14 protein-coding genes are annotated in these 21,041 nt (G+C 73.1%); 2 read left to right on the top strand and 12 right to left on the bottom strand.

What is annotated here, in order from left to right; all coding sequences use genetic code 11:
* Positions 1 to 59: 59 nt before the first annotated feature.
* Positions 60 to 1,838 carry an ABC-F family ATP-binding cassette domain-containing protein gene (locus tag ACFW3L_RS18830; RefSeq protein ID WP_378742170.1) on the bottom strand — a complete coding sequence of 593 codons (1,779 nt, stop codon included), beginning with the start codon at positions 1,836 to 1,838 and terminating at the stop codon, positions 60 to 62.
* A 198-nt stretch (positions 1,839 to 2,036) separates the two neighbouring features.
* Here ACFW3L_RS18830 and ACFW3L_RS18825 point away from each other — a divergent pair, with 198 nt between their 5' ends.
* A complete protein-coding gene (locus tag ACFW3L_RS18825) occupies positions 2,037 to 2,546 on the top strand; it encodes a lamin tail domain-containing protein (RefSeq protein WP_378742168.1) in 510 nt (169 codons plus the stop codon).
* A 46-nt stretch (positions 2,547 to 2,592) separates the two neighbouring features.
* Here ACFW3L_RS18825 and ACFW3L_RS18820 read toward each other — a convergent pair whose 3' ends face one another.
* From ACFW3L_RS18820 to ACFW3L_RS18810, 3 genes are all read right to left on the bottom strand, one after another.
* A complete protein-coding gene (locus ACFW3L_RS18820; protein WP_378742166.1) occupies positions 2,593 to 3,492 on the bottom strand; it encodes a transketolase family protein in 900 nt (299 codons plus the stop codon).
* A 14-nt stretch (positions 3,493 to 3,506) separates the two neighbouring features.
* Positions 3,507 to 4,217 carry a thiamine pyrophosphate-dependent enzyme gene (locus tag ACFW3L_RS18815; RefSeq protein WP_378742164.1) on the bottom strand — a complete coding sequence of 237 codons (711 nt, stop codon included), beginning with the start codon at positions 4,215 to 4,217 and terminating at the stop codon, positions 3,507 to 3,509.
* Between the two features lie 82 nt (positions 4,218 to 4,299).
* Entirely contained in the window at positions 4,300 to 5,250 is a 951-nt protein-coding gene (locus ACFW3L_RS18810) for a 4-(cytidine 5'-diphospho)-2-C-methyl-D-erythritol kinase (protein WP_378742162.1), read from the bottom strand.
* A 259-nt stretch (positions 5,251 to 5,509) separates the two neighbouring features.
* Between ACFW3L_RS18810 and ACFW3L_RS18805 the strand changes: the two genes are divergently transcribed.
* Positions 5,510 to 7,381, top strand: coding sequence for a serine/threonine-protein kinase (locus ACFW3L_RS18805; protein WP_378742160.1), 1,872 nt, complete (start codon positions 5,510 to 5,512; stop codon positions 7,379 to 7,381).
* 94 nt (positions 7,382 to 7,475) lie between these two features.
* Here ACFW3L_RS18805 and guaA read toward each other — a convergent pair whose 3' ends face one another.
* From guaA to ACFW3L_RS18765, 8 genes are all read right to left on the bottom strand, one after another.
* Complete coding sequence (gene guaA, locus ACFW3L_RS18800) at positions 7,476 to 9,056, bottom strand: glutamine-hydrolyzing GMP synthase (RefSeq protein ID WP_378742157.1); 1,581 nt, start codon at positions 9,054 to 9,056, stop codon at positions 7,476 to 7,478.
* Positions 9,057 to 9,185: 129 nt separating this feature from the next.
* Positions 9,186 to 10,199: a UDP-glucose 4-epimerase GalE gene (galE, locus tag ACFW3L_RS18795; protein WP_378742455.1), complete on the bottom strand. Its 1,014-nt coding sequence runs from the start codon at positions 10,197 to 10,199 to the stop codon at positions 9,186 to 9,188.
* 150 nt (positions 10,200 to 10,349) lie between these two features.
* Positions 10,350 to 12,809, bottom strand: a complete 2,460-nt coding sequence (locus ACFW3L_RS18790) for an endonuclease/exonuclease/phosphatase family protein (RefSeq protein WP_378742155.1) — start codon at positions 12,807 to 12,809, stop codon at positions 10,350 to 10,352.
* A gap of 215 nt (positions 12,810 to 13,024) precedes the next feature.
* Positions 13,025 to 15,043: a GTP-binding protein gene (locus tag ACFW3L_RS18785; RefSeq protein ID WP_378742153.1), complete on the bottom strand. Its 2,019-nt coding sequence runs from the start codon at positions 15,041 to 15,043 to the stop codon at positions 13,025 to 13,027.
* Between the two features lie 187 nt (positions 15,044 to 15,230).
* Positions 15,231 to 17,768 (bottom strand): polynucleotide kinase-phosphatase, encoded by a 2,538-nt coding sequence (locus ACFW3L_RS18780; protein WP_378742453.1) that lies wholly within the window; start codon positions 17,766 to 17,768, stop codon positions 15,231 to 15,233.
* 50 nt (positions 17,769 to 17,818) lie between these two features.
* The gene (locus tag ACFW3L_RS18775) at positions 17,819 to 19,339 is read right to left on the bottom strand and encodes a 3' terminal RNA ribose 2'-O-methyltransferase Hen1 (protein ID WP_378742150.1); all 1,521 of its coding nucleotides are present in this window, start codon (positions 19,337 to 19,339) and stop codon (positions 17,819 to 17,821) included.
* Positions 19,340 to 19,402: 63 nt separating this feature from the next.
* Positions 19,403 to 19,885, bottom strand: coding sequence for a hypothetical protein (locus tag ACFW3L_RS18770; protein WP_378742148.1), 483 nt, complete (start codon positions 19,883 to 19,885; stop codon positions 19,403 to 19,405).
* 117 nt (positions 19,886 to 20,002) lie between these two features.
* A complete protein-coding gene (locus tag ACFW3L_RS18765) occupies positions 20,003 to 21,037 on the bottom strand; it encodes a hypothetical protein (protein ID WP_378742146.1) in 1,035 nt (344 codons plus the stop codon).
* Positions 21,038 to 21,041: the final 4 nt, after the last annotated feature.

Below are 21,041 nucleotides of genomic sequence, written 5' to 3'. Positions count from 1 at the left end.
TACCGGCAGCCTACTGCCGGTGGAGGCCGACCAGCGGGCCCGCCTGTCGCGGTGACCGGTCAGTCCCCGATCAGCTCGGCCTGCTCCAGCCAGACCATCTCCAGTTCCTCCTTCTCGGAGGCGAGGGTCCGGGCCTCGGCGTCGAGGTCCGCGAGCCGGGTGTAGTCCTCGGCGGCGGCGGCCATCTGCTCGTGGAGCTGTTCCTCGCGCTTGGCGATCTTGTCCATCCGCCGCTCGACGCGCTGCATCTCCTTCTGGGCGGCGCGGCGCTCGGCCTGGGACACGGCCGGGGCGGCCGCGGGCTCCTGGACGGCGGTCTCGGAGGCGCCCAGCGGCACGGTGCCCTCGCCGGCGCTGGCCTCCCGGCGCTCCAGGTACTCGTCCACCCCTCCGGGCAGGAACGCCAGGCCGCCGTCGCCCATCAGGGCGAGCACCCGGTCGGTGATCCGCTCCAGGAAGTACCGGTCGTGGCTGACCAGCACGAGGGAGCCCGGCCATCCGTCGAGGAGGTCCTCCAGCTCGGTCAGGGTCTCGATGTCGAGGTCGTTGGTGGGCTCGTCCAGCAGCAGCACGTTGGGCTCGTCCATGAGCAGCCGCAGCAGCTGGAGCCGACGCTTCTCGCCGCCGGACAGGTCACCGATCGGCGTCCACTGGCGCTCGCCCCGGAAGCCGAACTTCTCCAGCATCTGGCTGGCGGTGTAGTCGCGCTTGCCGATGGTGATGTGCTCGCGCACGTCCATGACGGCTTGGAGGGGCCGGGCGGTGGGGTCGAGTTCCGCGACGTTCTGGGACAGGTGCGCCAGCTTGACCGTCCGGCCGGTGCGCACGGTGCCGGAGTCGGGCTCCCGCTCCTCCGCGAGGATCTTGAGGAGGGTGGACTTGCCCGCGCCGTTCACGCCGACCAGCCCGACCCGGTCGCCGGGGCCCAGCTGCCAGGTGAGCTCGTCCAGGAGCGTGCGGTCGGGGATGGCGACCGAGACCTTCTTGAGGTCGATGACGGTCTTGCCCAGCCGTGAGCTGGCGAAGCGGACCAGCTCCACGGAGTCGCGCACCGGCGGCTCGTTCGCGATGAGCTGGTTGGCCGCCTCGATGCGGAACTTGGGCTTGGAGGTGCGCGCGGGCGCTCCCCTGCGCAGCCAGGCCAGTTCCTTGCGCATGAGGTTCTGGCGGCGGTCCTCCTCGGCCGCGGCCTGGCGGTCGCGCTCGGCCTTGGCCAGCACGTAGGCCGCGTACCCGCCCTCGTACCTCTCGACGGTGCCGCGCCCGACCTCCCAGGTGCGGGTGGTCACGGCGTCCAGGAACCACCGGTCGTGGGTGACGACCACGAGGGACTCCGGACGGCCGCGCAGGTGCTCGGCCAGCCACGCGATGCCCTCGATGTCGAGGTGGTTGGTGGGCTCGTCCAGGATGACGAGGTCGTGGTCGTCCACCAGCAGCCGCGCCAGCCCGGAGCGGCGGCGCTCGCCGCCGGACAGCCCGGACATGGGCACGTCGAGGTCCCAGCCGCCGAGCAGGCCCCGGAGGATGTCGCGGATGCGCGCGTCCCCCGCCCACTCGTGCTCGGCCCGTCCGCCCAGCACGAACTCACCGACGGTGCTGTCGGGGAAGTCGTCCCGCTGGTGCAGGAAGCCGACCCGCAGCCCGCGGTTGTGCACGACCCGGCCGGAGTCGGGCTCGGTCCGCCCCGCGAGCACGGAGATCATCGTGGACTTGCCACCGCCGTTGCGGCCGACCACGCCGATGCGTTCGCCCTCGTCCACGCCAAGGGACACCTTGTCGAGGAGTACGAGCGGCCCGTAGGCCAGGGACACGTCCTGAAGGTTGACCAGATTCGTCATCACCTTCCATTGTGCTGCCCCCGCGACGGTGAACGGACCGGCTGACCGCCGGGGACGACACTTTTCGCGTATCGGTTCCTTTCGGCCCCGTCCTCGGCGCGGACAGGCTAATCTTCTGCCCTGTCCTCGGCACCCCCGCTTGCGCGCCACCCCCCGGAGGCCCGCATCGCAGGACGGCGTGAACCGAAAGGGGAGCCCATGCGCTCCGTCCGTGCCGCCGTCGCGGCCGTACTCCTCACCGCGTTCCTCGTGCCCGTTCCGGCGCACGCCGCGTCCACCACGGGCGCCCTGATGATCACCCACGTGCGGCCCAACGCCGCCGGGGCCGACGTGAAGAACAACAAGCAGACCAATCTCAACGGCGAGTACTTCGTCGTGAAGAACGTGTCGAAGAAGACCGTCAACCTCCGGGGACACGTCCCGGACATCACCTCGAACACCTACGGCCGGGCACTGCCCTCGTACAACCTCCCGGCGGGGGCCGTCGTCCACGTGCACACCGGCTCCGGAACGAACCACCGGGACGCGAAGGGCACGCACCACGTGTACCGGGGCTACGCGCGCCACGTACTGCCCAACGACGGAAGCGGCCGCAACCCCGACCTCCGGTTGAAGAAGCCCGGCAGCAAGGACGACAACAAGGCCGCGGGCACGCTGAGCAGCTGTAACTGGGGCAAGGCGGCGGACGGCAGAACGTACGCCTGTTAGGAGGGGTCGCCCGGGGCCGCACCACGCGAGGCCCCGGGCGGGTTCGCTACACCAGGAAGAAGTCCCGGGCGGACTTGGCGATCCCCTCGACGTCCAGGCCGTGGAGCCGGTCGTGGTCGGCGGCGGTGCCGTAGGCGCGGACCTCGGCGCGGCGGGACACCCCCAGGGACGCCTGGCGGTGGCGCCGGTCGGCCAGGGCCTCGGCCACCTCGTGGGCGGAGGTGCCCTTGAGGTAGGGCTCCACGATCAGCACGTCGGCGTTGCCCGCCGCCCCGGCGAGCGCGCTGAGCCCCTCGTGGTCGAAGGGCCGGACGGTGGAGGTGTGGGCGACGGTGACGTCGAGGCCCGCCGTGGCCTCCAGCACCCGGTCCAGCATGGGTCCGACCGCCACCACCACCCCGGCGGAGCGGGACGAACCGGTGCGCAGCACGTTGAGGCGCGGACCGACGGGCAGGGCCGCCCTGTTGGTGTGGGTGGACAGCCGCAGGTACACGAGGTCGTCCCCGGGCACCGCCCTCTCCATCAGGGTCCGCACCTCGTCGGGGTGGCCGGGCACGTGCACGGTCCAGCCGGGCAGAGTGTCCAGGAGCGCCACGTCCTCGGGTGCCTGGTGGGTGCGCCCCTCGGCCGAGGTGTCGTGGGAGGCGCCGATGCTCACCAGGATCGCGCCCACGTCCTGGTGGCCGAGGGAGATCTTGATCTGCTCGAAGGGCCGCTCGACCAGGAACGGCGTGTAGCTGTGCACGATGGGGCGCATGCCGGTGAGGGCCAGGCCCCCGGCGACGCCGATCATCGCCTGTTCGCGGATGCCGAGGTCGATCACCCGGCCCGGGTGTCGGGCGGCGGCGCGGCGGAACATGCCCGCGGAGATGGCGGCGAGAACCAGCGCGGTCCGGGGGTCGCGGTCGAGTGCCTCGTGGGTGGCGGCGGCGAAGGTGTCACGCATGACCGGGCTCGCTTTCAGTTTCCGTTGCGGACGCGGGCGACGACGGCCAGCGGCCGTCCGGAGGTCGGGCGGGTGAAGGCGTCCTGGAGGGCGTCGTGGTCGCGGCCGCCGACCTCGCGGGGCTCCCAGCCCTCCACCTCGAACCGGCGTCCGACACCGCCGGGCCAGCCGTGGGTGGCGGAGGCGTTGTCGATCACCACGACGGTGAGGTTGTCGGCGCCCAGGCGCGCGGCGGCCGCGATGGCCTCGTGGTTGCTGCCCTCGTCGAGTTCGCCGTCTCCGACCAGCACCACCACGCGGGGTGCGGTGCCGTCCGCGCGGCGTGTCCCCTGGGCCCGCAGCCCGAGGGCGGTGCCCAGACCCAGCGGCAGGCCGTGGCCGAGAGAACCGCTGCCGATCTCCGCTCCGGGCACCAGGACGCGGTCGGGGTGGTGGCCGAGCGGAGAGTCGAAGGCGGTCCAACCGCGCAGGGTGGGCACGTCGAGGAAGCCCTTGGCAGCGAGGACGGCGTAGAAGGCGGCCGGACCGTGGCCCTTGGAGAGGAGGAAGCGGTCCCGCGCCGGGTCCTCGGCGGTCTCCGGGGAGACGGCGAGGACCCGGTCGTAGAGGACCCAGAGAACGTCGAGGGTGGAGTGAGCGGCGGCGTTGTGCTTCTCGTCACCCTCCATGAGCCCGATCAGCGCGGGGAGGTCGGCGTACCTGGAGAAGGTGGCTGGCGTCGTCATGTCACCAGTGTTCTTCCTCAACCATGGTTGAGGTCAACGGCGAGGACGCCCAGAATCCGGACACAAAATGACGTGATATACGTCACACGATGGTGGTTCCCGGGACGTCGCCGTCGGCCGCGATGACCTGCTCGCACAGGCCGGTGGCGCGCAGCGCGGCCACCACTCCGGCCTCCCGCTCCGCGACCGCGCCCGGGTCCTCTGCCCCGCCCCCGACCAGGAACGCGCACGTGGGCCCGGATCCGGACACCAGGGCACCGAGCGCCCCGGCACCGCGGCCCGCGTCCAGGGTGCGCCGCAGCTCGGGCAGCAGCGAGAGCGCCGCTGGCTGGAGGTCGTTGCTGAGGGAGGCGCCCAGGGACACCGCGTCGCCGCTGGCCAGTGCCTTCTCCAGGGCGGTGTCCAGACGCGGTTCCGGGGCGTCGGGGCGCAGCCGGTCGTACTCACCGAACACGTCGGCGGTGGACAGGCCGCGCGGGGAGAGGGCGAACACCCACCGGTACCGCCCGGGGCTGACCATCGGTTCGAGGAGCTCACCGCGACCGGTCCCCACCGCCGTGTCACCCACCAGCCCGAAGGCCACGTCGCTGCCGAGCCGGGCGGCGAGGTCGAGGAGCCGCTCCCGAGACAGGTCACAGCCCCACAGGCGGTCGCAGGCCACCAGCGCGGCGGCGGCGTCCGCGCTGCCCCCGGCCATGCCGCCCGCCACCGGGATGCGCTTGTCGAGGTGGATGTCCACGGGGAAGCCCGCGCCCGTCTCCTCGGCCAGCAGGAGGGCGGCGCGCGCCGCGAGGTTGCCCTCGTCCAGCGGCACCCTGGCCAGGTGGGACTCGGACCGCCCGGTGGCGGTCAAAGCGGTGAGGGCACGCGGCCGACGCGGCGACGCCGCCTTGACGGTAACCTCATCGAACAGCGAGACGGCGTGGAACACGTTCACGAGGGCGTGGAAACCGTCCTCGCGTCTGGGCCCCACCGCCAACTGGAGGTTCACCTTCGCGGGGACCCGCACGGTTACGGTGGTATCAACGGTCACGAGTCCCCAATCGTAAAGGAACCCCCACCTTGCGTGAACACAGACCCCTCCACGGGGCGCGCCGTGTTCACCGCCTCCCACCGGCGCGGACCTCCGCGCCCGGGAGGGCGGGTCCCCTTGATCCAGGGTTCGTCACCACTGTCATGTCAGTTACCGCCCGACCCCCGAACGACCCGATCCGGTCCGTGAGTGGGAATCAGGGCACAAACCCCGCTACCTTGGGGCAAGGCGGGGTTTGGACACCGTCGGGGAGGGTCGCTTGCCGTCGGATGGGCTCCCGAAGAACCTGGAACCGCTGGCCGCCGGAGATCCGGCCACCATCGGTCCCTACGTGCTGTCCGGGAAGCTGGGCAGTGGCGGCATGGGCACCGTCTACCTGGGCAGTACGCCGGAGAAGAACAACCAGGTAGCCATCAAGGTCATCCGTCCGGAGCTCGCCTTCGACGAGCAGACCCGGGCGCGCTTCCGCGACGAGATGGAGAACGCCCGCAAGGTCGCCTCCTTCTGCACCGCCAAGGTGCTCGACCACGGGACGTTCGAGAACCGTCCCTACATGGTGACCGAGTACATCGCGGGCACGGCCCTGGCCGAGCACATCGCCGAGCACGGGCCGCTGGACTCCTCCACGCTGCACGGCTTCGCCCTCGGCGTGGCCGCCGCGCTCGCCGCGATCCACCGCACCGGGCTGGTCCACCGTGACCTCAAGCCCGCCAACGTCCTGCTGTCGCTCTCCGGTCCCCGGGTGATCGACTTCGGCATCGCGCGGGCGATGAACACCGCGACCAACCACACCCAGACCGGCATCGTCATGGGCAGCCCCGGCTGGATGGCGCCCGAGCAGTTGCTGGAGGAGAAGGTCACCACCTCGGCGGACATCTTCGCCTGGGGCTGTCTGGTGGCGTTCGCGGGCAACGGCACGCACCCCTTCGGCAACGGCGACGCCATGACGCTGGGCAAGCGGGTGCTCTTCGCCGAGCCGCAGATCGGCAACCTGGACAGTCCGCTGGACCGCCTGGTGACCCGCGCCCTGGCCAAGGAGCCCGGCCGCCGCCCCACCGCCCAGGACCTGCTTCTGGAGCTCGCGGGCGGCGAGGACACCAGCAACCCCAACGACATGGTCTCGCACGCCCTGCACCAGTCGTGGCGGCCCAACCTGCCCCCGATGCCGCCGGGGATGCCGCACCCCGCGCACCAGACCATGACGGGCATGCGCCATCCTGCGCCCGGCCACTACCAGCAGCCGCCGCCGCAGATGCCGCCGCCCGCGCACCAGACCGGCAACTACACCCGGTCGCAGCACGTCCCGCCGCCGGGCCACCCCGTCGCCGGTCACCCGGCGGGGCCGCACCCGGTCACCCACGGCCAGCAGCAGCGCCCCGCCCCGGCGGGACCGCCCCCGGCGCAGCACCCGGCCGCCACCGGGCCCATCCCGATGGTTCCGCCCCCGGCCGAGCAGCAGCAGCGGGGCCCCCAGCCGTACGTGCCGCCGGTGCCGCCGCCCCCGCACCGGCCCGCCACCCCCAGCAGGAGGGGCGGCCTGTTCTGGGGCCTGCTCGCGGGCGGTATCGCGCTGGCCGTGCTGCTGGTGGTCGTGACCGTCCTCGTCCTCAACCGGCCCGGGTCCGGCGGAAGCGACCAGAGCACCCCGCCCGCCAACCAGGGACGGGAGGACCCCGCCCCGGACCCGAACGTGCCCGACGACGGCCTCGGCAACATGGACCCGGAGATGCCCGAGCCCACCAACACCGACGGGAACGCGGTGTCCGATGACGGCAGGGTCCGGTACAGCGTCGAGGTGCGCTGCCTGGACGCCATCCCGGGACGGTCGAGCATCGAGGGCGGGGTGTACTGCGTGGCCGACCTGGCGTTGGAGAACCTCGGCGGCGACGAGATCGTGTTCAGCTCGGCCGAGCAGCGACTGGTCACCGACAGCAACCGTTGGATCACCGCCGACACCCCCACGTCCGAGGAGAAGAAGGGCACCCTCTGGGAACCGGTCGCCCCGGGCGAGGAGGCCAGCGGTGACCTGGTGTTCAGCGTGAGGTCGGGCGAGGAGCCCTCCATGCTGGTCCTCACCCACTCCGAGGACGCCGACGACACGGCGATCAACGTGTTCGTCACCCAGGACTGACGCGGAGCCCCCGGACCACGGGGCCGCGGAGACGGGTCGGGCCCGGCACACACCGTGTGCCGGGCCCGATCACGTCAGGGGGAGCGCCGCGCGGCTACTCCCACTCGATGGTGCCCGGAGGCTTGCTGGTCACGTCCAGCGTCACCCGGTTGATCTCGCGCACCTCGTTGGTGATGCGGTTGGAGATGCGGGCGAGTACGTCGTAGGGCACGCGCGACCAGTCGGCGGTCATCGCGTCCTCGCTGCTCACCGGGCGCAGGACCACGGGGTGGCCGTAGGTGCGGCCGTCACCCTGGACGCCCACCGAGCGGACGTCGGCCAGCAGCACGACGGGGCACTGCCAGATGTCGCGGTCCAGCCCGGCGCGGGAGAGCTCCTCGCGGGCGATCGCGTCGGCCTCGCGCAGGATCTCCAGGCGCTCGCGGTTCACCTCACCGATGATCCGGATGCCCAGTCCGGGGCCGGGGAAGGGCTGGCGCCACACCATCTCGGGCGGCAGGCCCAGCTCCTCACCGACCTTGCGGACCTCGTCCTTGAACAGCTCGCGCAGCGGCTCCACCAGCGTGAACTGGAGGTCGTCGGGCAGGCCGCCCACGTTGTGGTGCGACTTGATGTTCGCGGTGCCGGTACCGCCGCCGGACTCCACGACGTCCGGGTACAGGGTGCCCTGGACCAGGAACTCGACCTCGGCGCCGTCCTCACCGCTCTCCGCGACGACCTCGCGGGCCGCCTGCTCGAAGACGCGGATGAACTCGCGGCCGATGATCTTGCGCTTCTCCTCGGGGTCGGTCACCCCGGCCAGCTCCGACAGGAACTGCTCCTCGGCGTCGACCACCTTGAGCTTGGCGCCCGTGATCGCGACGAAGTCCTTCTCGACCTGGTCGGCCTCACCCTTGCGGAGGAGGCCGTGGTCCACGAACACGCAGGTGAGCTGGTCGCCCACGGCGCGCTGCACCAGGGCTCCGGCCACGGCGGAGTCGACCCCGCCGCTGAGCGCGCAGATCACGCGCTTGTCGCCGATCTGCTCGCGGATGCGCTCCAGCTGCTCCTCGACGATGTTCACCATCGTCCAGGTGGGGCGGCAGCCCGCACCCTCGTAGAGGAAGCGGCGCATCAGGTCCTGGCCGTGCTCGGTGTGCATGACCTCGGGGTGGAACTGGACGCCGAACAGGCGGCGCTCGGTGTCCTCGAAGGCGGCCACCGGGGCACCGGCGGTGCTGGCGGTGCTCTTGAACCCGGCCGGGGCCTGGACCACGGAGTCGCCGTGCGACATCCACACGCTCAGGTCCTCGGGCAGGCCCTCGAACAGCACGGAGTCGGCGCTGGCGGTCAGCGCGGTGCGGCCGAACTCGCTCAGGTCGGTGCGGTCCACGACCCCGCCCAGGGCGCGGGTCATGGCCTGGAAGCCGTAGCAGATACCGAAGGTCGGGACCCCGGTCTCGAACAGCTCGGCCCCCACGCTCGGGGCGCCCTCGGCGTACACCGAGGAGGGGCCACCCGAGAGGATGATGGCCTTGGGTTTCTTGGCGAGCATCTCCTCGACCGGCATGGTCGAGGGCACGATCTCGCTGTGCACGTGGCATTCCCGGACCCGTCGGGCGATCAGCTGCGCGTACTGCGCACCGAAGTCGACGACGAGGACGGTGTCGAACGTGCTGTCAGCACCAACGGACACGACGGAGGACCTTCCGCAGAAAAATGTGGATGTCCGTCCAGTCTAGGCCGTTCACCACGGTCGGGACGCAACGAAAGGTGTGCCTCCCCGCACGCGGACCGGGTGTCCGGACCAGGTGTCCGGCGCGGCTCAGCCCGCGAACCCTCCGGGGTTGGCGGACTGCCAGCGCCAGGTGTCGCGGCAGGCGTCGTCCACGGTCAGCTCCGCCTTCCAGCCCAGGTCACGGGAGGCGGCCGAGGGGTCGGCGTAGCAGACGGCGATGTCGCCGGGGCGCCGCGCGGTGACCGCGTACGGGACCGGCGACCCGGTGGCGCGCTCGAAGGCGCGCAGGCTCTCCATGACCGAGGTGCCCTGGCCGGTGCCGAGGTTGTAGACGCGGTGGCCCGGTGCGTCGGCGAGGTGGTCCACGGCGGCCAGGTGGCCCCCGGCCAGGTCCACCACGTGCAGGTAGTCGCGCACTCCGGTGCCGTCCGGGGTGTCGTAGTCGTCCCCGTACACGTGGAGCCGCTCGCGGCGACCGGCGGCGACCTGGGCGATGTACGGGAAGAGGTTGTTCGGGACGCCCTGGGGGTCCTCACCGATCAGGCCGCTGGGGTGGGCGCCGATCGGGTTGAAGTAGCGCAGGGAGATGATCCGCCACCGCCGGTCCGCGGTGGCGAGGTCGTCGAGGACGCGCTCCGCGAACAGCTTGGTGTTGCCGTAGGGGTTGGTGGTCGACAGCTCGGCGTCCTCCGGGATGGGTACGCGCCGGGGGTCGCCGTAGACCGTGGCGGAGGAGCTGAGGACGAGGTCGCGCACCCCGGCCTCGTCCATGACCTCGCAGAGGGTCAGCAGGGCGTCGAGGTTGTTGCGGTAGTAGCGCAGGGGCTGCTCGACGGACTCGCCCACCGCCTTGAACCCGGCCAGGTGGATGACGGCGTCGATCTCGTGCTCCGCGAACACCGCGCGCATGGCCCCGGGGTCGGTGCAGTCCACCCGGTGGAAGGCGACCGTGCGGCCCGTGATCCGCTCGACCCGGCGGACGGCCTCCTCGTGGCTGTTCACGAGGGAGTCGACGACCACGACACCGTGCCCGGCTTCGAGGAGTGCGACCGCGGTGTGGGTGCCGATGTACCCGGCGCCACCGGTGAGCAGTACGTTCATCATCGCTTCCCTGGGGTGGGCGGTGCGGACCCTCCCAGGATAGGGGCGCGGTGCGACCGGGCGGGAGGACCCTCGCGACGTGTCGGACCACCCCGGGTGCACGGGGGCGGGCACCGTCTCCGGTGCCCGCCCCGTCGTGTCAGGGGGTGGTCACCTCCGGCCCGGAGAGGTGCTGCGCCGGGTGTCGATCCGCAGGACCTGCGGGTCGTGGTCGCTGACCTGGTCGTGGAACTCGGAGTTGATCCGGGCGATCTCGTAGTCGACCCGTCCGGCCAGGGCACCGTTGACCAGGATGTGGTCGAGGGCCTGGGAGTTGCCGTCGAAGACGTAGTTGTAGCCCTCGCCCTCGCCCAGCAGGTCCACCATGGGGTTGGTGAGCGTGCCGTCGCCGGTGAGGATGTCCAGGGTGGTCGAGAACTGGAAGTCGTTCAGGTCGCCCATCACCACGAGGTTGGCGTCGGGGTCGGCGGCGAGGAGGTCGTCGGCGAACTCGCGGACCAGGGTGGCCTGCCGGTGGCGCTGGGTCTCGCTGGTCCGGCGGGGCGGCTGGTTGACGCCGTGCAGGGATTCGTCGCCGCCCTTGGCGTTGAAGTGGTTGGTGACCACGTACACGTCGCGGTTGAGCGCGCGGAAGTGGCCGACCAGGGGCTTGCGGCTGGAGTTCCAGGCCTCGTCCGTCGGCGCGATCCGGCCCGGGGAGACGGACAGGCCGACGCCGCGCTCGCCCTCCACCACCTCCACGGGGGTGGTGGCGTCGCCGCCCTCGACGTCCACGAACTGGACCCTGGCGGGGTCGAAGAGGAAGGCGTTGCGGATGTTCCCGCCGGGCACTCCGCCGTCCTTCTTGTCCTCGGGGCTGATCTCCCGCCACTCATAGGCGGGGCCGCCCGCCGCCGCGATGGCGTCGACCAGGCGGTCCAGGGTGACGTCGGCGGCCACGACGCCGTCGTCGGTCTCACTGCTGTTGTCCTGGATCTCCTCCAGTCCGACGATGTCCGGCGAGCCCAGGTAGCTCACGAACCCCTCCGCGAGGGCGTCGAAGTCGGCCTGGTCGTCCGCGCCGCCGAGGTTCTCGACGTTGTAGGTGGCCACGCCGATCTCGTGCCGCGCGGTGTCGCGGACCGGGACGCGCTCAAGGTCGCCGGGGACGTGCTCGCCCAGGCTGGTGGCGCGGATCAGGTAGCCACCGAACCGGCTGTAGGAGACGGGACCCTCGGTGACGCCCGCGAGGGTGTCACCGACGTCGGCCTTCGGGAAGGGGCGCACGTCGCGGTCGAGCAGCGACTCGATCTTCACGCGGCCGGTGTTGGGGTCGTCGTAGGAGCCGTAGTGCACACCGCCGTTGGGGGTGGGGTTCCGGTCGGGCCGGGTGGTCACCCACAGGGCGTGGTAGCCGTCGGTGGCCCCGACGACGGGGGCGTCCTCCACCCGGACGGTCATGTGCTCGTGGGCGGCCCAGAAGTCCAGGGCGTACTCGTCGGGCCGGAGTTCGAGCTCGGTGACGTCGCCGCCGTGGTCGGGGGCGAGGGCCTCGGGGATCGTGTCGGCGTCGAGCAGGACCGCCTCGGGCAGGTCGTTGCCCCGGGAGAGCGTGGTCCAGCGGGCCTTCTCCAGCTGGGTCGTGGTCTGTGCGCCCGCCTGGGGGCGGTACTCGCCCACCTGTCCGGCGGCCAGGACCTCGTCACCGACCGCGACGTCGGGGGTGGTGGATCCGGTGAGGACGAAGAGGGCCTCACTGGTGCGCGGGTCGCCGTCGCCCTCGGTGTCCTGGAACCAGAAGCCGCGGGCGCTGCCGAAGGCGTTGACGGCGGTGACCACGCCGGGCAGGCCGGTCACCTGCTCCCCGGCGTACGGGGAGGTGCGGGTGGTGCCCTGGACGTCGTGGATGCGCAGGTCACCCGGCTCGACCGGCTCCTCGGGCTCTCCCCCGCCGGGGCCCTCGACCGTCTCGCCCGCGCTGTTGGTGGGGGTCGGCTCGCCCACGGTGAAGTCGGCGGAGTTGTTCCCGGAGTGGGTGAACGCCCCGTCCCGGGAGGCGGAGGTGGTGTTGCCGGTCCCGGGCGCGGGTGCCCCGGCGTGGACCACGGCGTCGCCGTACCCGACGACGTCGACGATCGTGCCGTCCTCGGCGCAGGTGACGGCGGTGCGGCACTCGACGGGGTCGGTGCCCTCCACCAGGAGCACGGCCCCGGCGGAGGCCGACATGTTGGTGTTGCCGGTGTCGTCGGGGGTGGGGAGGTCGGTGGTGCCGCCCGTGCCCGCCGCCTGGCGGATGAGGTGGTGCTCACCTGCGGCGACGGCGCCGCTGAGCGGGGTCACCTGGACCCGGGTGTTCGGGCCGGGGCGCGCGGGCAGGTACTGCACGCTCCACCCGGTGAGGTCGACGTCGGCGGCGGTGGGGTTGCCCAGCTCGACGAAGTCGTGGCGCAGCTGCGCGCCGCTGTTGCCGCCACCACCGTAGACCTCGCTGATCACGGGGGTGTCGGCGGCGGCGAGGGCGGGCAGCGGGGCCACGAGGCTGGCGCCCAGGGCGGCGGCCGCGAGCGCGGCGGCGGAGGCGAGGGTTCTCCGGCGGACCGGGACCGTGGCTCTGGAGGGGGTTGGGGACACGCCTGCTCCGGTTTCTGCGGGGATCGGGGGATCTGTGCGGCCACATCATCGCCGTCACGGGTGTCCGCTTGAAGGAGTGCGCGTGAAATGAAGGCGTCCCGGTGTCCGATTGTTGTGATCCCACCATGATCGGCGGCCCGGACCCCGGTGTGATCCTCCAAGGTCCGGGCCGCCCTCGCCCCACTGGTCCGGTCCACGGCCGTGGGCGACGCGGTCTACCCGCCGGTCCCGGCGCGGCCCGCGTTGTTCAGGTGCACCAGGTACGCGTCGGGGTCCAGCGGGTTGCCGTCGGTGCGGTTCCGGCGCGGGGGCCGCCCCCGGACCGGCCGGTCACCCGCCGGTCGGCTCACCCAGGCGCCCTCGCCCCGGGTGGCCCCCGCGAGCGCCGCGCCGACGGTGTGGGCCTCGCCCGCCCCGACCTCGCCGGTCACCCGCCAGGTGTCCCCCTCGGCCTCGGTCTCCCGGACCCGGGCCCCGTGCCCGCCGAGCAGGGAGAGCACGGCGCTGAGCTCGGTGGCGGGCACCGACAGCTCGAACGCGTGCACCGGAGCGAACACGCGGCTCCCCGCGCGTTCCAGGGCCCGCAGGGTCACCATCGGCACCAGGTGACGGAAGTGGGCCGCCTCCGTGAGCGGGGCGACGTAGCCGCTCCGCACCAGCGTCACCACGCAGTCGGTCACCGGCCACCCGTGGAGCCCCTGCCCGAGGGCGCCGCGCACGGCGTCCTCCACCGCCCGGTCGTAGGCGGGCAGCAGCGCCCCCAGTTCCGTCTCACGCCGGAACACCACACCGCAGCCGTCCTCGCCCGGTTCCACACGCAGCCCGACGGTGACCGGGCCACCGATCTCCCGGGCGAGGTCGACCGGTTCGACCGCGGTGCCGGAGCCGCACGGGCGTTCGGTGTGCACCACGTCGCTGGGCGCGAAGACCGCCTCGACCCGGAAGTCCTCGGACAGGGTGGCGGCCACGACCTCCTTCTGCACCTCGCCGTGGAGCAGGACGGACAGCCCCTCCCCCGGCACCGTGCGCAGCCGGATCAGGGGGTCCTGGTCCGAGAGCGCGGCCAGGGCCGAGTGGAGTCGGTTCGCGTCCTCCGGACGGACCGGCCGGACCACCGACTCCAGCGCCGGCCGGGCCAGGGGCGGGGCGGGGGTGGGCCGACCGATCCGGTCACCGACCCGCAACCCGGGCAGGCCCCGGATCCGGCCGATTCCACCGGCGGTGAGGGGCCGGTCCCGCTCGCCCTCGGACCCGACCACCTCCAGCCGTGTGAGGCGTCCCTCGTGCGGTGCCCCGTCGGCGGGATCGGCGCGCTCGAACCTCACCCGGTCCCGAGCGCGCAGGGCTCCTTCGTACAGCCGCAGGTAGCCGGTCTTCTCGCCGGTCGGTGAGCGCTCGATCGCGAACACGGTGCCCCTGGGCTCCTCGGCGGCGTCCTCCCGCGCGGTGCCGTGGCAGTCACCGCCGACGAGGTCGGGCCCGGGGTGGGCGGGCAGCAGGTCCGTGAGGGCCGACGTGAGCTCGGGGACCCCCTCCCCGGTGATCGCGGAACCCGACAGCACCGGGTGCGCGAGGCCGCGCAGGACCTGGGAGCGCAGGGTGGCGCGCAGGGCGGCGGGGCCCGGGAGCGGCCGGTCCTCGACCACGGCGGCCAGGAGCGCGTCGTCGTGTTCGGCGAGGAACTCCGCCGTGCGGGCGGCGTGTCCGGGGTCGTCCGGGTCGTGGGCGCGCACCCGCGCGCGGGCGGATCCCGCGTCCGTGACGGAGTCCAGGGCGAGGGCGCGGTCGGTGAGGCGGTGCCGGATCTCCTCGAACACGCGCCCGGGCGCGGCGGCGCCCCGGTCGATCTTGTTGACGAACAGCAGCACCGGCAGGCGCATCTGGCGCAGCACCCGCATGAGCATGCGGGTGTGGGGTTGCACGCCCTCCACGGCGGACAACACCAGGACGGCGCCGTCGAGCACGGCGAGGGCGCGTTCGACCTCCGCGACGAAGTCGGTGTGGCCGGGGGTGTCGATCAGGTTGACCTGGACGGGGCCGGCCCGGAAGGACGCCACGGCGGTGCGCACGGTGATGCCGCGTTCACGTTCGATCCGGCCGGTGTCGGTCTGGGTGTCGCCGGTGTCGACGCCGCCGAGCCGGTCGGTGGCACCGGCGTCGAAGAGCAGGCGCTCGGTGAGGCTGGTCTTACCCGCGTCGACGTGCGCGAGGATGCCGATGTTCAGGGTGGTCACGTGCGGTTCCCAGGAGTGGTTCGATCCGGATGGTGGTCTCGGAGCTTCCGTGGGATCGCCGCATGCCGCCGGCCTCTCTGTCGTCGGTTCTGATCAGGGAAAGCATGCGGACACGGACGCGGGGCGCGCAAGGGGTTTTCCCGCGCGCCCCGCGTCCTCGACCGGCTCGGCCCGGCTGCCGCCCCGGCTAGAGCCGAGGGTCGACCGGCTCGGTCTCCAGGGCCAGCACCGCGAAGACCGGTTGGTGCACCCGCCACAGCGGTTCGCCTGCGGCCAGGCGGGTCAGGGCCTCCAGCCCGAGCTTGTGCTCGCGCATGGCCAGCCCGTTCTTGCGGCCGAGCCCGCGGTCCTTCAGCACCGCGATCCGCCCCGGGTCGGTGTAGTCGGCCCCGTAGACGATCCGCAGGTACTCGGGGCCACGCACCTTCAGGCCCGGCTGAGCGAGCCCCTTGCGGCCCTTCGCGCGGGGGCCGAGCAGGGGCTTGACCACCATGCCCTCGCCACCGTGGTCGACCATCTCGCGCCACCAGGCGGCGGCCGCCGCGCGGGAGGCCGGGTCGGTGGTGTCCACGACCCGGTAGCGGGTGGCCCGGACCATCCCTCCGTCCCCGGCGAGCTGCTCGGCCACGCCCATGTGCCAGAGGTGGTCGGCGTCGCCGTACTCCTTCCCCTCAGTGGCCAGGAGCGCGAAGGGGGCGTAGCGCAGCCCGTCCGCGCCCTCGGTGTCCCAGGTGTGGCGGCGGTAGACCTCGCTGAACGCCTCGGTCTGCTCGGTGCGGCGGTCGATGGTCGCGGCGAGCCCGGCAACGTCCACGCCCCGGGCCGTCGCCGCCGTGAGGGCGGCGGAGGCGGCGGGCAGGGAGGCCCGAGCGGCGGCCCCTACAGATGCGTACTGCTCCCGGATGAGGGTGTGCGCCTTGGCGGACCAGGGCAGCATCTCGCCGTCCAGGGCCAGCCAGTCGGTACCGAGCCGGTCCCAGAGCCCGGCCTCGGTCACCGCCCGACGCAGTCGGTCCACCACCTCGCCCTGGACCTCGGGGTCCCGGAAGAAGGGGCGCCCGGTGCGGGTGTACACGGTACCGAGTTCACCCGGGACGAAGCGGCGCGCGGCTGCGGCCTGGTCGCGGCACAGCACCGCCACCGCCCGCGAGCCCATGTGCTTCTCCTGGCAGACCACCTCACCGATACCGGAGCCCAGATAGGCGGTGAAGGCCTCGTCCGGGTGCTCCAGCAGCTCGGGGTCGGCGGCGGTCGGCACCGGGGCCATGGTCGGCGGCAGGTACACCAGCCAGCGGGGGTCCACCGAGAACCGGCTCATGACCTCCAGTGCGGCCATGGTGCTCTCGGGTGAGGCGCGCACGGTGCCGAACCCGGTCTCGACGGAGAGCCCGGCGTGGGAGTCGCTCGCGCCGACGTCCCCGATGTCGATGACCTGGCCGCTGCCGCGCTCGACGGGCTCGGGCGGGGACTCCACCAGGGGCCGCACGGGTGCGTACCAGGTGCGCTCGGCGTCCACGTCAACGATCTCCCGCTCGGGGTAGCGCAGCGCGGTGAGCCTGCCGCCGAACACGCAGCCGGTGTCCAGGCAGAGGGTGCGGTTGACCCACTCGGCCCTGTGCGTGGGCACGTGACCGTAGACCACGGTGGCCCGGCCCCGGTAGTCGCGGGCCCAGGGCAGGCGGATCGGCAGGCCGAACTCGTCGGTCTCGCCGGTGGTCTCGCCGTACAGCGCGAAGGAGCGCACCCGGCCCGAGGCGCGGTTGTGGTACTCCTCCTTGAGTCCGGCGTGCGCGACCACCAGGTCGCCGCCGTCCAGCACCAGGTGGCTGACCAGGCCGCCGCAGAACTCCAGGACCTCCTTGCGGAACTCCTCGCTCTCGCGGCCCAGCTGCTCCACGGTCTCGGCCAGGCCGTGGGTGAGGCGGCCCTTGCCCGTCCTGAGGTAGCGGACCAGCTTGTTCTCGTGGTTGCCGGGCACGCAGAGGGCGTCGCCGTCGGCGACCATTCCCATGACCAGGCGCAGGACGCCGGGGCTGTCGGGACCCCGGTCCACGAGGTCACCGACGAACACCGCCGTGCGGCCGTCGGGGTGCCGGGCGCCGACCGGTCGGCCCCGGTCGTCGCGGCGCAGCGCGTAGCCGAGCTCCGCCAGCAGACTCTCCAGTTCGGAGCGGCAGCCGTGGACGTCACCGACGATGTCGAAGGGGCCGGTGAGCTCGGTCCGCTCCGGCCAGGGGCGCTCCAGCTCGATCCGGACGGCGTCGATCTCCTCCTGCCCCTTGAGCACGTACGTCCGCCGGATCCCCTCACGGGACATCCGCTTGAGGCCCTCCCTGAGGTCGCGGCGCTGGCGGCGGATCACGTGGTCCCCGAAGTCGCGGTCGGGGCGCGCGCGGTTGCGTTCGCGGGCCACCGACTCCGGCACGTCGAGGACGATCGCCGTGGTGAGGACGTCGTTGTCCTTCGCGATACGGACGAGCTGGTCACGGGCCCGGCGCTGGACGTTGGTGGCGTCCACCACGGTGAGCAGACCGCGCCGCAGCCGGATGCCCACGATCGTGCCCAACAGGGCGAAGGCGTCGGCGGTGGCGCTCTGGTCGTTCTCGTCGTCGCTGACCACGCCCCGGCAGAAGTCGGAGCCGATCACCTGCGTGGGCTCGAAGTGCCGGGCGGCGAAGGTGGACTTGCCCGAGCCGGAGACCCCGACCAGCAGGACGAGCCCCATCCGGGGCACGCCGAGCACGCGGGGCTCGCGGCCCTCGTCGTTCGGCTCGTTCACTTGGTGAAGACTCCCATCTGGGTCGGTGCGCCGGTCTCGGGGTGTTCGGGACCCACCGGGAGGCGGCGGACGGCGTAGCCGTGCGCGGCGGCGACCCGGTCGGTCCAGGCGGCGAACTCGGCGCGGGTCCACTCGAAGCGGTGGTCGGCGTGCCGGAACTCCCCCTCGGCCAGTCCCTCGTAGTGGCGGTTGTACTCGGCGTTGGGCGTGGTGACCACGACGACCCGGGGTGCGGCGTCACCGAAGACGACCTGTTCCATGGCGGGCAGCCGGGAGGGGTCGAGGTGCTCGACGACCTCCATGAGCACCGCCGCGTCGTGGCCCCGGAAGCGCCGGTCCCGGTAGACGACGGAGCCCAGCAGCAGTTCGGGGCGGGCCCCGGGCGCCGAGCGGTCCTCGTGGGCGTCGGCGAGGAGCGGCCGGTGGCGCCCGCCGCCGCCCGGGTGGCAGCCCCCGCAGAGCCTGCGGTGGGCGGCCTCCAGGCTGCCGAGGTGGACGTCCACACCGGTGACGCGCTCCAGGGAGCGGTCGCGGACCAGACGCTCCAGCAGCCTGCCCCCGCCGCAGCCGAGGTCGATGACGCTGGTGGCCCGTTCGGCGCCCAGGGCCGCCGTGACCGCGCCCGCGCGCTGGTCGGCCAGGGAGGGCTCGCGCTCCTCGACGGCCGGGTCGCGCGGGACCGTGGCGGCGCCGGGCGCCTCGGCGGTGGCGTCCTCGTCGTCCGGTCCTGGTTCGAGGTCTCCGGCCTCCTCCAGGCGCGCCAGGGCGGTACGCGCGTACCTCTCCCTGCGGGCGAGGAAGCGACGGGAGATCCAGGCGCGCTCGGGGTGTCCGGCCAGCCAGCCCGGGCCGTCCTCTCCGACGACCCCGTCGACCGGTGCGCCGCCCGCCCGCAGGAGCTTGTCGATCTCGGTGGAGTCGACCCAGTAGTGCTTGTGGCCCCCCTCCATCGCGGGCAGCAGCACGTACAGGTGGCTCAGCGCCTCGGACAGCCGCAGGGTGCCGGTCAGGGTGAGCGACAGGTAGTGCGAGTCTCCCCACCCGGGCAGTCCGGGGTCGAGCGGGACCGGAACGGCCTCCACCGTCCAGCCCAGGGGCTCGAAGAGTGCCCGCGCCCTCTCGGGGCCGGGGCGGCAGGGCACGGCGGGCAGGTGCAGGACCAGCGGGAGGGGTGTGCGGGCCAGTTCGGGGCGCCGCTCGCTCGTCCCCCGGATCGCGGACCGCAGCACCCGGCCCAGCGCCACCGTGAACAGCGAGGAGGAGGCGTAGGGGCGGTCGTTCACGTACTGGGCGAGGGCGAAGTCCGGGGTGCTCACCGACGTCCGCGAGCGCAGCAGCGCCCGCGGGTCCACCTCCAGGAGGAGCGCGGCCGTGCAGCGTTCGTCGGTGGCCTCGGGGTAGAAGACGTGCGCCGTCCCGAAGGACTGCTCGAAGCTCTGCGCCTTGTCGGGGTGCTTGTGCAGCAGGTGTCCGAGGTCCGTCGCCGGCTGGGCCGTGGTGGTGATCGTCAGTAGCACCCGTGCATTGTTTCCGACCGGGCCGGTACCGACCAGTGCTTTTCGGTCCGGTCGGGTACGGGGTCAGACCCCGGCGGTGTCCCGGGTGCCCCGGGAACGGGTGGTCAGCAGCGCGGCGAGGGCGACCGGCAGGGGGAGGGAGACCAGGGTCAGGAGGTACCAGGGCACCCACGGGCTGGTGAGGTCGGCGAGGTCCGGGAACCGGTCCCACAGCCAGGTCTCCAGGACGATGGCCCCGCTGGAGGCGGCCACGCTCAGGACGAGGTAGAGGGGCAGGGAGTACAGGACGACGGCGAGGGGGCGGGGCACGCGCGTCAGTCTCAGCAGGAGCAGGGCCAGGGCGGGGGCGATGAGCAGGGTCACGGCCCCGGCGGCGAGCCCGGCGCCGATGTTGGCCCCGACCACCTCGTCGGACTGGACCGCGACGAGGAGGGTGCTGACCAGGAAGCCGAGGCCCTCGGCCAGGAGTGCCGCGCCCGCGCCCGCGGCGAGGCCGAGGAGTGCGGCGCGGAGCGGGGAGATCGCTTCGGGGGTCGTCTTCGTCATGTCACCAGTCTGTGCCGCCGCCACCCGCACCGCATGAGTACTCCTACTCACCCCGTGCGACGCCCGTTCCGTGCTCCCGTGGGGCGGGACGCCCGACCCGGTCCCGGCCCGCCCGGGTCACCGGGTGACGTCGTCCCCGGGCGTGGGGCGCGGGTCCACCCCGAGCTCGGACATGGCCAGGGCGGCCTCGGTGCGCGGGGAGCCGAAGAAGGCCCAGGGCACATCGCAGACGTACCGGCCGACCATGCCCAGGTGCCAGCGGGCCAGGTCCGCCTCTCCCGCCCGGTGGAAGGCCCAGCCGAACAGGTGGTGGGCCTGGACGTCCCGCACGTGCGGCACGGCCGCCGACGCCCACCCCTGGGCGAGCTCGAACAGCTCGCGGACGGCGTCTCCGTGCAGGCGCCCCATCGCCATGGAGCTGATGTACGCGCTGTTGCCCTCCCGGACGAGGCGGCGCTGCTCGCCCCGCAGGTACTCGGCGTGGGCCAGGGCGAGGACGGACGGCAGCGGGCTGCCCTCGGGCGCGGTGTCCGCGGCCGCCCCCGCGGCGGCGAACATCTCCTCCGCCGACCCTCCTCGGGAGGGGGCCAGCGAGCGGACCCGAGTCACGTGCGCCGGGTACAGGTGCGGCGCCCGGGAGACCGACTCGGTCCAGGCCTCCTCCCGCTCCGGGTGCTCCCCCAGCCCCATCGCGACGGTCTGGAGCGCGGCCCAGGGGGCGGCGTCGTCGGGGTTGAGCCGGGCGGACTCCCGGAGGGGGTCGCGAGCCTCGTGCAGGGCGGCCTCGAAGGCCTTGCGGTCGGCCTGACCGGCACCGGCCCCGCCGGAGGGCAGGGTCACGGCGCGGGCGAGCAGGGCGTGGCCGAGCCAGAGCAGGGCGTCGGCGGGGTCGGCGCCCTCACCGACCAGCCCCGCGATCTCGTCGGGGCGGTCCACGGCGGCCCGGCCCAGGGCCTCCGCCTGGTAGGTACGGGCCTCGGGGTCCTCCCTGGTCTCCACGAGCAGGGTCGCGCCCGCCTCCGCGTCGCCCTCGCGTACCGCCTCACAGGCGGCGCGCACCAGGGGGTCCGTTCCGTAGGAGGCCGACACCAGCACCGCCTCCAGGTCGGTGCCCTGGAGGCCCCGCCCCGGTTTCCATCCGAATCGCCACATGCCA

Source organism: Nocardiopsis sp. NPDC058789, from assembly GCF_042745575.1.
GTDB classification, from domain to species: Bacteria; Actinomycetota; Actinomycetes; order Streptosporangiales; family Streptosporangiaceae; genus Nocardiopsis; species Nocardiopsis eucommiae.
Note: the sequence above shows the minus strand (reverse complement) of the source record. Positions and strands in the feature narration are given on the sequence as shown.

Excerpts from the sequence above, each read along its gene's own strand:
- ACFW3L_RS18830 (WP_378742170.1), bottom strand. The coding sequence starts at position 1,838 with ATGACGAATCTGGTCAACCTTCAGGACGTGTCCCTGGCCTACGGGCCG.
- ACFW3L_RS18825 (WP_378742168.1), top strand. The coding sequence starts at position 2,037 with ATGCGCTCCGTCCGTGCCGCCGTCGCGGCCGTACTCCTCACCGCGTTC.
- ACFW3L_RS18820 (WP_378742166.1), bottom strand. The coding sequence starts at position 3,492 with ATGCGTGACACCTTCGCCGCCGCCACCCACGAGGCACTCGACCGCGAC.
- ACFW3L_RS18815 (WP_378742164.1), bottom strand. The coding sequence starts at position 4,217 with ATGACGACGCCAGCCACCTTCTCCAGGTACGCCGACCTCCCCGCGCTG.
- galE (WP_378742455.1), bottom strand. The coding sequence starts at position 10,199 with ATGAACGTACTGCTCACCGGTGGCGCCGGGTACATCGGCACCCACACC.
- ACFW3L_RS18780 (WP_378742453.1), bottom strand. The coding sequence starts at position 17,768 with ATGGGGCTCGTCCTGCTGGTCGGGGTCTCCGGCTCGGGCAAGTCCACC.
- ACFW3L_RS18770 (WP_378742148.1), bottom strand. The coding sequence starts at position 19,885 with ATGACGAAGACGACCCCCGAAGCGATCTCCCCGCTCCGCGCCGCACTC.
- ACFW3L_RS18765 (WP_378742146.1), bottom strand. The coding sequence starts at position 21,037 with ATGTGGCGATTCGGATGGAAACCGGGGCGGGGCCTCCAGGGCACCGAC.